Below are 15,605 nucleotides of genomic sequence, written 5' to 3' on the forward strand. Positions count from 1 at the left end.
AAGATTGAACTCATTTAAAAGTTTCAAGTTTCAAGATTCGGTTTTCTTCAATTTTTCAACTTTTAACTGAATAAAGTAGCCATATTGTACGTTATAATAACACCTGTTGTGCATTTTAAATAATGCTGATTTTAATATTGTTGATATTTCTATCAAAGAAAAATTTGTTGATGTATTGAATTACAGTTAAAGCAGATATCTTAGATATTATTCTTGTTTTAAATCCTTCAAAAGTTTTAGCATAGTTTCTTCGAATCATAAACTGGTCATATAATTGTGAGAACAAAGTTTCTATACGTTTTCTAGATTTTCTAAAAATATAAGCTTGTTTCTTATACTGATTTTGATTATTTCTCATTGGTGTATTTAATTTAATATCATAGGTTTCAAATAAATTAAGTTGAACTTCTGCGGATAAATATCCTCTATCACCAATTAAAGTAGCGCTTTTAATCTGCATTTTAACCGCTTTAAGATAATTGATATCATGTACAGATGCTGGACTAAAATCGATACTCTGAAAAACACCGCTCACAGAACAAATTGCGTGCAACTTATACCCGTAATAATTAGTACCTTGAGATGCACAATAACCTTTGTCTGGAAAGGTATGCATTGTTTCTTTGCAGATTTTAGAACGATAACTTCTTGATAATTTGCAAACTTCCAAAGGCATACTGTCAACGATAAAATAATTCTCAAATTCATTAAAGTAGGAAGCTAATTTTAATCGAATACTGTCCAAATGATCTAATAATCTACGCCTTCTTTTGTTATAAACATTTCGTTCTATTTTCTGGTAAATTGCAATTGGGAGTTTCCTAAACAAATCATTCTCGCTATCAATTCCCATAAATTCTACCGTTAAACTTAAACTGATGAGTTCTAAATCACTAAGTTTAGGTTCACGCCTTTGATAAATTAAAAGTTGTTCTTTTGATATTTTTCTTAATACTTCCAATATTCTTTCGTAATTTGCATTTAAGTTGTTCATTATAAATGATTTGTGATTAAATCAATTTACTGATTTTCAGTAAGATGAACAACCTTTTTTGTCCTAAATCATAATGCACAACGGGTTATATTTGAAAAATCTTGTCAAGAAACACAAGTTCTATTACTATGGAGTTAAGTCACATTATAAAAGAAGCTAGGGAAAGCAAAAATCTGTTAATGCGAGAATTAGCCGCAAAGATTGAAATTGACATTGCTAAGGGTGTGTTGCCCATTTGTTCCAGTTTCTAAAGAAGGTGGCATATAGCCATCAGGCAAGATTTTATACAGATTTATTTCAATATCATCCTTGCCAACAATAATCTTATCCACTATCGTTTCAATAATATTTCGCTTTTGATCTCTCTCTAAAGTATCCCATCGTTCATATAAATTACGTGCTTCTTCTATGATAATATCTGTTGACTTTTCTTGTTGCGTGAAACAAAGAAACTCTGTTTCTAGTTCTGCCATTGATTGTTCTACCTGCATCAACTGCTCGTAAGGTTTTGCATGATAGGAATGAAAAGCTTCTGTTTTAATTTGTCCTTGAACATGAAGTTCCATAAGCTTTTCAATCTTTTCATTAAGTTTCTCTTGCTTTCTTTTGAGTTGTTGCAATTCTTGTTTCTTATTCCCAATCACTCCTTGCAATGTACTAAAATATTCATCAACATGATTTTGCGAAACGGTGTAAGTATGCAGTTCACTTTTAAAAACTTCTTCTAAATCTTCTTTGTGTATTTTATTCCCACATGAATGTTGACACACGTAATTTTCGCTACTCTCTCGTGTGTACATTCTACCGCCGCACACACAAAACACATAGCCAGTGAATAAATGAACTTTGAGATTGAGGGGACGAGCATTGTTACGTGCTTGTTTTTTAATGATTTGATTGACTTGCTCCCATACTGCTTCATCAACAACTGCCTCCACTTTGTGAAATACCCACGCTTCTTTTGGTTTAAATCCTGTTTTTTTACTCTGTCTTCTATTCATTATCTGTAACCCCTTAGCAACGGGTTCTTGCAGTAATCTCCGCACCGTTGAATCAGTAAACATATTGCCACGTTTAGTTCGATATCCTCGTTCATTCAATATTCGTGCAACAGTCTTTTTTCTTTTGTGTTCCAAAAATAATTCAAACATAAGTTTGAGTATTGGTGCTTCTTCTGTGTGAGGAACAAGGCGTTTTTCTTCATATTTAAAACCATAAGGAGGTTGACCTCCAATATGTAATCCTCTCTAGGCACGGCTTTGAACCGAACCTTGAATTCTATCCCTAATAGTATCTAACTCCCATTCAGCTATTGAACTCATAGAGCGAAAAAAATGGCGACCAATAGGTGTTGAGGTATCAATTGACATATCCATTGATATTAAGTCAGCATCATGTTCTCTAAAAAACTTTGCAATACTAATCAGTTCTTGGGTATTACGAGCCAATCGTGCAATTTTGGTAAAGACAATACCACTAATTCGTTTGTGCTTAATATCATCTAGCATCTGTGTGGTTTCAGAGTAAGCCATAATTGATTCACCAGTCATAGCTTTGAGGCGATATACTTTCGCTACTTTCCAATTACGAGCTTTAATAAAGTTTTTTGCTCTCATTTCATGGTGGATGTGATTTTCTTTATCAACTGATGCTTGACCAGAAACTCGTACCCAAATACCTACTTCTTTTTGTGCCATAATGTATGTGTTTATATACAGCTAACCTACGTTTCATGTGCCTGAAAAGCAAGGAAATATCGCTTTGCTTTATTTCTTCTTTTTTGAACCTTTTTTAAGTGATTTCAGTAAAATATTTTTGAGTGTTGAACCTTTATCTTTCGCATCATTTCCTTGAACATCGGTATAATTAGATTTCACACGATATCCTCGAACTCGTTTTTTTTGCTTCTTTTTTTCAAATGAATCTAAAAACTTTGCAATCTCTTGGGGTGGCATAAAACGAACCTTTTTAAATGCCTCTTTTGAGATATGTTCTTTTGTTCGTTTTTTAATATTCTTTAGATGTATGTTGCTTTCAGATACCATACAGATATGACTATATCCAGCTAGAATACATTTCTGTATATTCTGTACTTCATAATCAATGCTGTTGGTAACTGAAACTTCACAAGCAATTGAAAGAGTATCTTTAATTAATAATGCATCAACACGCCCTCCATCATCAGTTTCGTGTTCAATACTCGTAAGAAAACCTCTTGGCGAGGCTAAGGTTTTAATATAGTCTTGAATTGAACGGTGTCTCCGTATAGTTTCTTTTTCTTCTTCTTGCTTGAGGTAGGTATTTTTTTGAGTTTCTATTTCCGATGTATCTTCATGAATATGTGTTTGCGGAATTTCTATTGATTTAATAATAGTAGGTGTACTAGGTATTTCTTTTTCTTCTTGTTTAATTTCAGATACTATATTTTCTTGAGCACTGTCTTTTTTCCTTTTTACATTGCCAACTTTTGGTAATAACTCTTTGAGTAATTCGTCAATTTCAACTTTGGGTTTTGCGTAATTACTTCTTGTATTTTGCACAATAGTACTTTTAATACTCTGTGCTGTTTCAGTATCAAAGTTTGGCAATGGAAATGTTGAAATATTACAATCATTATTTGCACTTCCAATACGCATAATAGCTTGTCCAATCCTTAAACTTTGTAAATCGTCTTGCTGGAAATATGAGAACCCTTGCTCTAATCGTTTTGCATCATTATCACCAAGTCTAAAACAAATCCGTGTATGTGGATTAGAAATAATTGAGTTTAAAATTTTTGATTCTTCAATTTGTCCTAATTCTTGATGTGCCAAGAGTAGTCCTAATCCATATTTCCTCGCACCTGATAGTATTCTTGTGATACTTGGTGTTATGAAATTCTGAAATTCATCTAAATATATGTAGTAGGGATGACGTTCTGATTTTGAAAGTGATTGTCTTCCTTGTGCTACTTGGTTAAATTTTGAAAGAAAAATTGAGCCAAGTAAAAAACTATTTTCTTCGCCTATAAGTCCTTGTGATAATTTAATGAGGACTATTTTCTTTTCTTCAATACATTCTTTAAAATCAATACCGCTTTTTTGAGCTAACATAGAGCGGATAATTTTTGGACGTAAAAAAGTATCTATTCTGGTCAACAGGGGAGCAATCCCTTTTTTAACCATGTAATATTCATGCTCCCAATAGTAATGAATAGATGGGTCTTCTACAGATTGCAAAAACTCTTTTCTAAAGGTATCTTCAAGTAAAAATCGTTTGAGTTCAATGAGTGTTCCACTTTTACTACTTTCTAAAAAGGCATTAATAGCATTTGATAGTACTGCTGTCATGTTATCCCCCCAAGCCGTAGCGTGTCTTTTAAAGGAAGAAACTAAATCAGAAGACAATACTATTTTCTCAGGTTCGGTACTTGCTCCTAATAAATTAAAGCCAATTGGATATTCTGTATCTGATGGGTCAATAACAATGACGTCATTTTTTCGATGTTCTGGAATACGCAATAAAATGTCTTCTACTATATCTCCGTGCGGGTCGAATAAAGCACAGTCATTGCCTAATTTCATGTCCTCAATCATCATATTGGCAATGAGCGTTGATTTACCGATCCCAGTAGCACCGATAATATGCGTGTGGCGGAGTCGCATTTCGTCATTAAGCATAACTTTGGTTTCAATTCCGTTATGCTCATTTATACCAAGCGTATATTTTTGATTAATGACTTCTTGTGCTAATAGTTTTGTTTTTCTGCCTTGTATTCCAAGTTTAGAAGAAACAACTGAACTATTCGGATAATGAATAAAGGTATTGAGGGATCAAGCAAAAAGTTTGTGGAGTAGGTTAATTTTTTAGAGTTTTGGTTTAAAAACTCAAATGCATACACAAGAGCTCCTGAAGCATTTTTTACCCGAAGGTATTTTAGATTACTTTGAACTTAAAGAGGTAAAAGATTCAACGAACAAACTTACTTTGGTTTTAGAAGAAAAACCTATACAACCAGATGAGTTATCTCATCGTAAATTACATTCCAAAGGATTTTACCCAGTAGTAGATATTCAAGATTTTCCAGTACGTAACAAGGCTTGTTTTTTACAAGTAAAACGTAGACGATGGTTAGATGTTGATACCTCAGAAGTATTCTCAAGAGATTGGAATTTGGTAGCAAAGGGAACTCGAATGACAGAAGAGTTCTCTCTTTTTTTAAAGAGGCTTGTTAGATAGTATTCCAGTAAGTTGTAAAAGTTTATCTACCTACTATCACCTTAACGGCAAGCGATTAGAAGAACAATATCGCAATCATTTAAGTAACTTTTTGACTTGGGATCAATTAGCTCATGCCGACCAATGGCTGCTTTTTAAGAAGAATATAGGAACTCATTTAAGTATTGATGAAGTAGCACTTACTCAAGGCGAGCTCTATACAGTGATTACCAACAAAGCAGGTAAAGGAAAACGAGGCAGTTTAGTAGCCATAGTAGCTACCACACAAAGTGAACGAGTCATAGAAGTGTTAAGGAAAATTCCAAGTAAAGACCGATATTTAGTAGAAGAAATCACTTTGGATATGGCACCTACTATGGAAAAGATTGCTAAAAAAGCCTTTCCTAAAGCTACTCAGGTCACAGACCGATTTCATGTACAAAAACGAGCTTATGATGCCTTGCAAGAAATTCGAATACAGTATAGATGGAAAACCATAGAACAAGAAAATAATGAAATAGCATTGGCTAAAGAAACAGGAAAAAACTTTAAACCGAATATCCTTGACAATGGAGATACTCCCAAACAACTACTAGCTAGAAGTAGGTATTTACTCTTTAAAGCCCCTAACAAATGGACAGCCAAACAAAAATTTAGAGCAGAATTACTCTTTGAAAGATACCCCAACTTGGAACGAGCTTATGAGCTTACTAGAGAACTGGCAACGATTTATCAAAAGACAAAAGACAAGGCGGTAGCATATACAAAACTAGCTAGATGGTATGATAAGGTAGAAAAATCAGAGTTCAGTAAAAGTTTTGGAACAGTAGCTAGATCAATACAAAGTCATTATCGAAGCATCTTAAATTTCTTTGATAATAGAAGTACCAATGCTTCTGCTGAATCTTTTAATGCTAAAATAAAAACTTTTAGACTACAATTTAGAGGCGTAAGATCTGTTCCTTTCTTCCTATTCAGACTATCTAAAATTTATGCGTAAAAATCTAAATCCCACAACTTTTTTGCTTGACCCAAAGAAGTCTTTAAATTCAATTTCGTGGCTATCATTCTCATACTTACCGTAATCGCCATCCCATTCTAACTCAACCCCAATATTTGGTATGCTTTTAACTAAAAAATCAAACTTGCTTTGAGTTAATTGTTGTAATTTGTTTACAATGTTGAGAGTTTTGACTATATTTGCTTCCATTTCCTTGTAATTGTTTTACAAATATATACCAAATATTTGGTATTCAAATAAAATAATACTGAATATTTTGTTAATAAAATGTTAAATATTTGGTATTTGTAATGAAACAAGCTGATTATGAATGATTTAAGATTAAAAGAAAAACGTGAAAAACTGGGTCTAACTCAAGTTGAATTAGCCCAAATATTTGGTGTGAGCTCTAATACTATTCAAAACTGGGAGGGAGGAGCTAAAATTCCTAAAACAAAAATTGACTTTGTAAAAGAGAAAATAGATGAGGTTTTTAATAGGTACAGGTATGACGAAAACTCATTAAGCTATAAAAGAGTTGTAAAAGAGGAAAGCGTTAGTTTGCAAAGCGGAGTACCTTATTATGATGTTGATTTTACTGCAAGTTTTTTAGAAGTTCAGAATAACCAGTCAATAAAGCCAAATTCATACATAGACCACCCATTTTTTAAAGGTTGTGATTATGTAGTAAGAGCATCAGGGCAAAGTATGGCAAAAGTAATTTCTCACGGAGACGCTATTGGTTTAATTAAACTGAATAACTGGATAGAGTTTTTCCCTTTTGGAGAAATATATGCTATTGTAACAAATGACGGTTTCAGAATGATTAAAGTAATAACTAAAGGCGAAACTGATAATACTTATACTTTAATTAGTAAGCCAACTGATAACAAAAAAGACGAATTCCCGCCCCAGCAAATTAACAAAGAAAGTATAATGCAAATATTCAAAGTTCAAGCATCAAGTCATTTATTTTAAATCAAAACCTAACAGTATGAAAAGAGTATTAGTAATATTATTAATTTGTGTTTTTATTAGTTGTTCTAATAATGATACAAATATAGATGCAGCAACTCCTAATTTGTCTAAGAAACTTATGGAGGAGAAACAAATAGTAAGCCTAAGTAATGGAGGGGCTGGGGAAACTGTAAGAAAGTTTCATTATTCAAGTAACACCTTAATTATGATTACGGCTACTCATAATAACTTAAATAGCAATTCAATTGATACTACAAGGTTTGAGTACCTTAATGATAAAATAAGTAAAATAAAAACTGTAAGCTGGCAGCAAGGAATACCTATACCATCGGAATCTATTCTTACTTATCAAAATGATTTAATAAAATCCATTTCAATCCCCTCTTTATTAAATACTATAAACTACGAGTACAATACTGACAACCTTATTTCAGGGGAAACAGACAGTTTTGGAAACACCAGCACTTATACATATGATTCAAACAGTAACAGAATTTCTGTAACAAACAACAATAATACAACTACAATTAATTTTGATTCAAAAAATAATCCTTACAAAAATGTTTATCAAGACTACTTTAAAAAAGTGCTTTACATAGGTAGTAATAATTCAATTAGCAATTCGGATGGAACAGTGTGGACTTATGAATATGATACTGATGATTTTCCAAGTAAAGTTACATTTAACACAAATGGAAATGATTGGGAAATAGAATATAGATATGAATAACCGCATACAAAAGTTGGTTTTTAGAATAAAATAGAAGTATAACAAACTGATAATCAGTTGTAAATTTTAATAGCGGGCTTGATATTTGCCTCATAACCCGAAGGTCGCAGGTTCGAATCCTGCCGCCGCAACCAGAATGAGACTATAACGGCCATAAAGTGGCGTTTGCATAAAAAAAGTATTCGTCTAACGACTGTCAGGTTTTACCCGATAGTCACAATGAATACTATTCTCCAACGGCATCAAGAGTTCTGTCAGTATCAAATTGTTTTTAAAAACAACACCCCAAGAACGATTAAATGGTTTAAAGAAGTCATTAATTATTTTGTAAAACATACCGAAGTATATCATATCGAAGATGTTACCCAAAATGTGATTAAACAATGGCTTATTCACGGAAAGTGTGAAAAGAATTGGTCAGCTAAAACCATCCGCACTCGATTAGGTAATGTACGCTTGTTTTTTAAATGGTGTGTAGCACGAGGATATTTAGAAAAAAATCCTGCCGATGATATTCCTGCACCAAAACTAGAATCCAAAATCCCTAAACATCTTACCAAAGAACAATCCACGCTTATTTTAGATTGGGCAAAATGTTACCCTTATCATCACTACTATGAAAAGCCACGAGCGGTAGCCATTCTTGCCGTTTTTCTCTTTACAGGGATTAGATTGCAAGAATTACTCAATCTAAAAATCAATGATGTAAATATTAAAGAGAACGTTTTATTTGTTCAAGCAGGAAAAGGCAAAAAAGACCGAATGATTCCTATAAATGCTCAATTAAAAAGATATTTAGAAAAATACCTTGCTATACGCTCCAAAATTAATAATAAAAGTGTGTATTTTTTTGTTTCTCTTATTTGTACAGCACAAATGAGCGCAGAAGTTATCCCTCGTTTGCTTAGGAAAATCGGCAAAAAATCTGGTGTACATATTCACGCTCATTTGCTCCGTCACACCTTTGCCGTCCTAATGCTAGAGGCAGGCTGTAACCTCTTTAGTGTTTCTCGATTATTGGGTCATAGTGATATTAAAACCACTACCATTTACTTGTCTGCAACGGTGCATCATTTGCAAGACCAAGTGAGTAAGCATCCATTACAATAAAACGGTTTTCTGAAAACTCTCTTTGAGGTTGTTATCGCTCACGTACACATAAATTTGCGTAGTTTCTATACTGGAATGACCCATAATCTTTTGCAATTTGAAAGGATTGAGGTTGCCCTCAATAGAAAATTTACCAAAGGTATGGCGTAACTGATGCGGAGTAAAGTGGAACTTTGTTTTACATCGTATCTTTTTAATGATGCTGTATAAATTGTTTTCTGTGAGTGGTTTATCGGAACGAATGCTGGAAAAGAAATATAAAGTCGGTTTCTTTTTTGATTGATGGTAGGTTTTGAGATAAGGCATCAAATCTGGATGAATTGGGATTACCCTGTCCTTATTCCCCTTTCCTTGATAGATGATGATTTCTGATTCTTCAAAATTCACTGATGTTGTCTGTAATTTAAGAAGTTCATTTAACCGAACCCCTGTAAATAAGAATGTACGAATGATTGCCTTGTTCCTCTTAGCTTCTAAATCATTGAACCACGAATAACAATCTAAGTGCAATAATAAATTTTCAACTTGATTTTTGTCCAAACATCGAGGAATGCGTTTCGGGAGTTTAGGTTTTTCTATTTTTTCAACGGGATTCATATCAATGTAATTTTCTCGTAAACAATAATCAAAGAATGTTTTGAGGTACTGCCGATAGTTTCTAAAAGTCTTGTTCGTCCACATCCGTTCTAATTTTCTTTGATAGAGAAATTCACGAATTTTTGAAGTTGTTAGGGTGGTAACTGATGGATTTGAAAGTTCTTTTGATAGTGCAGAAACTATGGCTATAATTTCTTTAATAGTTTTTTGTTTCATTCCTTTTTCGTGTAATGCGAAACGTTTAAAAAGAGGAAGAATAAGGGGTATTTTCATTGGAGTGGGATTAAAATGTGTTTATTAGGCAGATGAAACTGTGAACCTCGTTTTATTCTTTTTTGATAAGACCTTGATTGGCTTTTCTTTGATTGATTTTTACTCCGTAGTGCTTCAAGTGCAATTTTTGAAAGTCGGTAATGTCTTTTGTATTCCATTTTTTCATTAAGAGGGGTTAAGAAGTAGAAAAAAAGTTGACCGCCGTTTTACCACAAAAATTCATATTCCCCAAAACGGCTAATTGTGGAAAACTTTTTTAAAAGTCTGCCATTACGTCCTAAAGTTTTTTGCTCAACCCAAAAGCTCAGGGATTTTTTAAAGTGTGTGTTAGAAATCTTCGCAGCAAAAAAATCTTTTCAATTATGAAAAGTCCTTTTTTCTATTTTCTAACCCCTTTTTCTTATGAAAAACTTTGACTTCATTCAGGTCAAGCGTCGGCTGGTGAGTTATCTCCACGAGTTCGACATCCACAAAGGAGCTATCTTTAATCTAGAAGAACTCCGTCACAATACCATTATGGTTAAGTACTTGTGCAAAATGCACACTATCGACCCGTATTGCCTTGTCGGATATATCGGCAAACTCTATCGCATTCGTGAGGAAATTTTGTTCCTCGAAAAATATGGCGATATGAAATATGTTGAATATTTACAGGAAATGGTGCGAAAAGGTGTGTACTCATTACCGAAAAAGAGTAAGCCTCAATAAGAATATCAAACAAAACCTCGAAATCTCCAAACGGAATAAACACTATTTGTTTGCGTTTCTGGGATTTAATAAGTGTGATAAACCCTAATATTAATTCCCCTTTTTACTTTCTATCTCTTTTATAATGAATACTCCCAAAAAATTATCATCAGATTATCTGCACAAACCCTTTGCACCAACAAAAGAAGAACTCAAAGCCGAGTTCAGAGCCAGAGTTCTAGAACAGATTCCCGTTGCCGAAATTAAACTCCAATACAATAAAGAGGTTGCACCGAAAAATCGCCTCAAAATACTGGACAGCCGACAAGCGGCTGAAATCCTAAGAGCACTATGGAAACACGATACTCTGGAATTACAGGAACAGTTTAAAATACTATACCTTAACAATTACAATCAGGTAATTGGGTTATATCCACATAGCCAAGGTGGTATCACCAGCACATTCGCCGATATTCGCCTCATTCTAGTTGGAGCGTTTCAGTGCGGAGCAGTGGCGATGATTATTTCTCACAATCATCCGAGTTCCAATCCCAATCCTTCACAGGCTGATAAAATACTCACCAAAAAAATTCAGGAGGCTTCCAATTTAATAGACATCAAACTTCTCGACCATATTATTTTAACCAAAAATGATTATTACTCCTTTGCTGATGAGGGAGATTTTAATAAATAAAATCGTTTAACTATCTCATTGTAAATATGTGTCAATTACTCAAAAGAGATTAAATAAAATCTGCAATAATATAAAGCCACACACAAACAGGACAAGGAATCATTCTATTTCCACGCATTGCGTGTCTCCTTGCCTGTTTGGTTTAGGCTTCATTGTGAAAGAGCATATTTAATTAATCTCTCTCACAATGAGTAAATCGACGAAATATCTACCTAATGAGTTTAAAACGTTTAACAATGCTTTTGAATCCTTATCACGACGACACGGCTACTACTACGTCTTTGAGGACTTTCTCGACCTCTATATCAATGCGTGGTGTTTTGATTATCAGTTTAACCGAGAATTGATACAAAACCGCTATACCCTAGAGGAACGCCAACAGTTTACCCTAATGATGTATGAAGTTATTAAAATACTAGATAAGGAAATACAGAGCGATTCCGATTGCTACGATTTCTTTGGAACGTTTTATGAAAGTGCAGCTTTATCAAAACAAAAAGGATTTGCGCAATTTTTCACACCAATGCCGATTTGTAATTTTATGGCACAGATTGTCGCACCAAACAATAACGAAACCTTTAGTGACCCTTGTTGTGGCAGTGGTCGATTTTCGTTAGCATCAAATTCGGTTTCGTTAGGTAGTTTTCATTTTTTGGTAGACCTTGATTTTACGTGCGCTAAGATGGCAACCCTTAATCTGATGCATCACGGCATTCACGGGATTGTCATTGCTGATAATGGTTTGTTTCCTGGCAATGATTTCAAAGGGGCGTTTGTGGTTAACAGGAAACTACCCAAAACAGGTATCCCACAAATTGAATACATAGACAATGCCCAGCAAGCCTACAATTACGTACGCTATACCATTAATCCGTTTGATATGGTGAGAGATTTGTTTCCAAGAACAAACAAAACTCATACATCATCACCAAAAACAACCGATGATTATGAGGATATAAAAACAATGTTAAACGAAAAAACAGGGCAATTTTCTATGTTTTAAAATATCAAAGGTTTTCATAAGAAAAGATATTCAAAACGAGTAGGCTATGCTACACTTAAAACTGAATATCTGCAATCCTCTACGTATGAAGAAAAATATAGAAAAGACCATTAACCTTGACCTTGTTAGGGTAGATGGAAATGCCTTTGCAATAATGGGGGCTTTTTCCAAACAAGCTAAACGAGAGGGCTGGACAAAAGAAGAAATAGAATGTATTTTAGATGAAGCCAGATCTTCGAACTATGAACATCTAATTGCTACCATAGCTAATCATTGTGAGGTCAATGAGGGAGAAGACTTAATAATTGATTTTGATTAATAAACTATTGGGCAAAACCCTTTCCAGAAATTTTTGTGATGAATTTGCAAAAATCTCCGGAAAGCGTTTAGCAGTAGTTTTCATTTTGAGTGAATGCACCTTTTTTTAGGAAAAAGAAGCATCCCACTCAAAAAAGTTTGCTCCTGCGGGAGCAAAAGCAAGTGGGTGAAATCTCTGTATAATCTCATGAGATTATACAGAGATTTCACCCACTTGCCAAAAGGAAATGGCGTTTCCCTTTGGAATCCCTTTGCAAAAAAAAATGAACACAAAAAAGGATTTTCTCGCGAGGATCCTTTTTTATGCTTTCAGAATAGTAAAGAGGGGTTTAATGGCATTGAAGATGAATTTGAAAAATTCCAAAATAAGCCAGCCCAGCCAATAGCAAAAGCGTGGTAAGAACCACAGCAGTTTTTTGAATACATATCCGAGTAAAGCAATTGCTCTTTTAAGAAAAAAATTCGCCAACTTTACCAACTGCCTTGATATCCATTTCCAAAACACAAAAAATTTTTTCCTGTTAAAAAGAAGCAGGATAATATTAATTAGAATAAACCAAAATATTAGTGTGTGACCCATAACCTAATTATTTTTTGAGTTTGAGTTTAAGCCAAAAATTCTTATACCATGGACGAAGTTTGAGCAACACGGCTGGCATGTTTCCACTTAAGAAAATCGCACGTCCATTCTTCAGTGTTCGGATAGCTTCAGGGGAAATAAGGGCAGACCTACCTTCTTTCTTTTTGTTGGTTGGGAAATAGGTACTATTTCCGTCCGATTTATAGCCTATTTTCTGGCTTATCTCTCTCGTTGTTGAATAGGATAATCCAGGTAAATAGATATGATGCTTAGTATTTTCGATAATAGTTTCCGCATCGTTACCATATAAGGCGCGTAGCTGGCGCATTGACTGTAGGATTAAACTTACGCTCACTTTTCGCTTGCGAGCAACCGTCAGGAAATTTGCTAGCTTTGGACAGTATATATTACCTGCCTCATCGTATAGGATGAATTGATTCAAATCATTTTTTTCAGGCATAATCATCAGCGTATCGGTTATCTCTTTTAGTAGTAAGGACAAATAGAGGCCATACTCTTTCACGCGATTTTCCGCTACACAGATAAAGCAAATTGACGGTTTTTTGCGATAGCCTTTGAAGTCTATATCGTTACTACTTGAGACCTTTTTGAGCGTTTCGGTAGCCATCGGAGCAAGAGCCGTGCGACACGTCGCTACGGTGCTACCAAAAAGCTTTTCAGGTTGGCTAATGATGGCTTTAACCTCTAACCATGTTTCATTGTCCAAATGTTCGGATAACTCTTTAATAAGTTCTTCTTTGTCGTGTTCGTTAAACCGATTGAGCATATTAAAAACGTATTGTAACGTTTTCTGCTCTGGTCGATTGAGAACAGACACTATCAGGCAATAAATCAATGATTTAGCAGATTCATTCCAAAAACGTGTCGAGCCAGTTTCTTGCGGGAACGCACTCGAAACAATAGCATCGGCAAGCATTTTAGCGTCCTCTCTTGTCTTGACACTATGAAGTGGACACCAATGGCTACTGTTATCGGGGTCAATCGTATTAATACAATCTACCTGAAAGAATTTTTTGAGATATTCCCCGCAGAGATTAAACAACTCTTGCGAAGGGTCTATGACGTACATGGAGGCATTGCGAATTTTCATCAAATTTGGTACAACAAAGGCGGTAGATTTTCCGTAGCCTACTGACCCTAAGCAAATTAATCCCTGCATAGAATCCTTGACCGATATTCTGGATACGCCATCTATAACAAGCCCTTTTCGATAACGATTGAGCAGAGAGAAGCGGTCAATCCCTTTCAGGAATTTGGCAGATGTCTGCGAGTGGGAATAGGAAAAAATACTCATAGGTGGCTATGTTTATAGAGTTAATGAAATGGTGGTTTTTATATTAGCGTTCCAACTCGTTGGACTGCTCACGTTCGGTAATTTTTTTGAGTTCTGCCATGCGTTTCAGCACGTGGAAGTTTTCCTTAAAAAGTGGAATCCCTAATGTTTTCCACCTAAACTTATTTTTACGTTTATAGATAATGCCCGTTAGCTTGCCATTGCCATCTCTCCTGTACGTTTGTATGTCTGGTGTGTTGTTTATTAATGTTTCAAATTCTTCAATGGTATTACTTTGGCGTACAAGGTCATGGACTATTTCGGCTACCTTGTCTTTTTGATGGTTGCGTTTTTTAGCGGGTTTCTGTAGTTGTAAAAGCCGTCTTTGACTACGGTATTTATGTGGTAAGCGTTCTTGGATTTCTTGCTCATTCAGGTACACGGTGCTTTGATGAAGTTCAGGCATGGTGCGTAAAACGTATCTTTCCATGCTTCTACGCAAATCGTAGTACTGCTCGTTAGTCATCATCATGTCGCTACTGCGCTCACTTTCAAGATGATTCGAAGTCAATAAGAGATGAACATGATAGTGTTTTCCTTGCTCAATATGTGGTACACAGACCGCTTTGGATAAACCTTTTGGGTCTCTCAAACGGAGATATTCATTGGTGATGGTTTGCAGTTTGGCTCTGGTTAAATCCTTTGAGTTTTCAGGGCTGAATGCCAATACCTCATGATAACGGTAGCACCGCTTGCGTTTCGGGTTTTTCGTCAGATACCTCGCATTATCATTGAATGAATCTATGATATCTTTTCTCGTAAAACCCCGCGAGATATTCTGAAAAATAAGCCACTGATGTTCTGGCTCATCAGAAATGCCGTCAAAGATGTAATTCACACCATAATTCGATAAAAGTTGGGTATGGCGGATGCTGGCAATTATCATGGTTGTAATTCGTTAAGCACTATTTGTATTTCTTCGGCATAGTCAGGTGTTCGTATTACGGTGTTTCTTACTAATATTTTCACTTCTATCGGGGCGTTGTATATCTTCATAATTCCTTGCTGCATTTCTGCGAAATTTGCGCTCACTTGCTCAATAATTTCTGGGCTGACCATTCGCGTGGAATTAACCATAAATGCGACCTGA

The 15,605-nt window shown here is 34.8% G+C and carries 18 protein-coding genes; 10 read left to right on the plus strand and 8 right to left on the minus strand.

The features are described 5' to 3' along the window. Positions 1-115 precede the first annotated feature (115 nt). The 4 genes from GKR88_15275 to GKR88_15290 form a co-directional block, all read right to left on the minus strand. Positions 116-994 carry an IS982 family transposase gene (locus tag GKR88_15275; protein ID QMU65510.1) on the minus strand — a complete coding sequence of 293 codons (879 nt, stop codon included), beginning with the start codon at positions 992-994 and terminating at the stop codon, positions 116-118. Positions 995-1,182: 188 nt separating this feature from the next. Beyond that, positions 1,183-2,145 (minus strand): hypothetical protein, encoded by a 963-nt coding sequence (locus tag GKR88_15280; protein ID QMU65511.1) that lies wholly within the window; start codon positions 2,143-2,145, stop codon positions 1,183-1,185. A gap of 96 nt (positions 2,146-2,241) precedes the next feature. Continuing rightward, the gene (locus GKR88_15285) at positions 2,242-2,691 is read right to left on the minus strand and encodes a hypothetical protein (GenBank protein QMU65512.1); all 450 of its coding nucleotides are present in this window, start codon (positions 2,689-2,691) and stop codon (positions 2,242-2,244) included. Positions 2,692-2,760: 69 nt separating this feature from the next. Then, positions 2,761-4,653, minus strand: a complete 1,893-nt coding sequence (locus GKR88_15290) for a type IV secretion system DNA-binding domain-containing protein (GenBank protein ID QMU65513.1) — start codon at positions 4,651-4,653, stop codon at positions 2,761-2,763. A 211-nt stretch (positions 4,654-4,864) separates the two neighbouring features. On the opposite strand from GKR88_15290, the gene GKR88_15295 reads away from it, so the two are divergent. Together GKR88_15295 and GKR88_15300 are read left to right on the plus strand one after the other, a co-directional pair. Continuing rightward, positions 4,865-5,212, plus strand: coding sequence for a transposase (locus GKR88_15295; GenBank protein QMU65514.1), 348 nt, complete (start codon positions 4,865-4,867; stop codon positions 5,210-5,212). Position 5,213: 1 nt separating this feature from the next. Continuing rightward, positions 5,214-6,191, plus strand: coding sequence for a DDE transposase (locus GKR88_15300; protein QMU66744.1), 978 nt, complete (start codon positions 5,214-5,216; stop codon positions 6,189-6,191). On the opposite strand, the gene GKR88_15305 is transcribed toward GKR88_15300, so the two are convergent. Further along, complete coding sequence (locus tag GKR88_15305; protein ID QMU65515.1) at positions 6,171-6,401, minus strand: hypothetical protein; 231 nt, start codon at positions 6,399-6,401, stop codon at positions 6,171-6,173. The genes GKR88_15300 and GKR88_15305 overlap by 21 nt on opposite strands. 117 nt (positions 6,402-6,518) lie before the next feature. Between GKR88_15305 and GKR88_15310 the strand changes: the two genes are divergently transcribed. From GKR88_15310 to GKR88_15320, 3 genes are all read left to right on the plus strand, one after another. Then, positions 6,519-7,169 carry a helix-turn-helix domain-containing protein gene (locus tag GKR88_15310; protein QMU65516.1) on the plus strand — a complete coding sequence of 217 codons (651 nt, stop codon included), beginning with the start codon at positions 6,519-6,521 and terminating at the stop codon, positions 7,167-7,169. A gap of 16 nt (positions 7,170-7,185) precedes the next feature. Further along, on the plus strand, positions 7,186-7,899 hold the full coding sequence (locus tag GKR88_15315; protein QMU65517.1) for a hypothetical protein: 714 nt from the start codon (positions 7,186-7,188) through the stop codon (positions 7,897-7,899). A 219-nt stretch (positions 7,900-8,118) separates the two neighbouring features. After that, entirely contained in the window at positions 8,119-9,009 is an 891-nt protein-coding gene (locus GKR88_15320) for a tyrosine-type recombinase/integrase (protein ID QMU65518.1), read from the plus strand. Here GKR88_15320 and GKR88_15325 read toward each other — a convergent pair. Further along, on the minus strand, positions 9,001-9,879 hold the full coding sequence (locus GKR88_15325; protein ID QMU65519.1) for a tyrosine-type recombinase/integrase: 879 nt from the start codon (positions 9,877-9,879) through the stop codon (positions 9,001-9,003). The genes GKR88_15320 and GKR88_15325 overlap by 9 nt on opposite strands. Before the next feature lie 402 nt (positions 9,880-10,281). Here GKR88_15325 and GKR88_15330 point away from each other — a divergent pair, with 402 nt between their 5' ends. The 5 genes from GKR88_15330 (at position 10,282) to GKR88_15350 (ending at position 12,981) form a co-directional block, all read left to right on the plus strand. Next, on the plus strand, positions 10,282-10,587 hold the full coding sequence (locus GKR88_15330; GenBank protein ID QMU65520.1) for a hypothetical protein: 306 nt from the start codon (positions 10,282-10,284) through the stop codon (positions 10,585-10,587). 226 nt (positions 10,588-10,813) lie between these two features. Continuing rightward, complete coding sequence (locus GKR88_15335) at positions 10,814-11,260, plus strand: DNA repair protein (GenBank protein QMU66745.1); 447 nt, start codon at positions 10,814-10,816, stop codon at positions 11,258-11,260. Positions 11,261-11,447: 187 nt separating this feature from the next. Next, entirely contained in the window at positions 11,448-12,263 is an 816-nt protein-coding gene (locus GKR88_15340) for an N-6 DNA methylase (GenBank protein QMU65521.1), read from the plus strand. Positions 12,264-12,348: 85 nt separating this feature from the next. After that, complete coding sequence (locus GKR88_15345; protein QMU66746.1) at positions 12,349-12,582, plus strand: hypothetical protein; 234 nt, start codon at positions 12,349-12,351, stop codon at positions 12,580-12,582. A gap of 213 nt (positions 12,583-12,795) precedes the next feature. Next, positions 12,796-12,981: a hypothetical protein gene (locus tag GKR88_15350; protein QMU65522.1), complete on the plus strand. Its 186-nt coding sequence runs from the start codon at positions 12,796-12,798 to the stop codon at positions 12,979-12,981. Positions 12,982-13,168: 187 nt separating this feature from the next. Here the strand turns inward: GKR88_15350 and GKR88_15355 are convergent, their stop codons facing one another. Together GKR88_15355 and GKR88_15360 are read right to left on the minus strand one after the other, a co-directional pair. Continuing rightward, positions 13,169-14,476 carry a type IV secretion system DNA-binding domain-containing protein gene (locus GKR88_15355; GenBank protein QMU65523.1) on the minus strand — a complete coding sequence of 436 codons (1,308 nt, stop codon included), beginning with the start codon at positions 14,474-14,476 and terminating at the stop codon, positions 13,169-13,171. Between the two features lie 43 nt (positions 14,477-14,519). Next, complete coding sequence (locus GKR88_15360; protein QMU65524.1) at positions 14,520-15,401, minus strand: hypothetical protein; 882 nt, start codon at positions 15,399-15,401, stop codon at positions 14,520-14,522. Between the last annotated feature and the right edge of the window lie 204 nt (positions 15,402-15,605).

The organism is Flavobacteriaceae bacterium, from assembly GCA_014075215.1.
Taxonomy (GTDB): domain Bacteria; phylum Bacteroidota; class Bacteroidia; order Flavobacteriales; family Flavobacteriaceae; genus Polaribacter.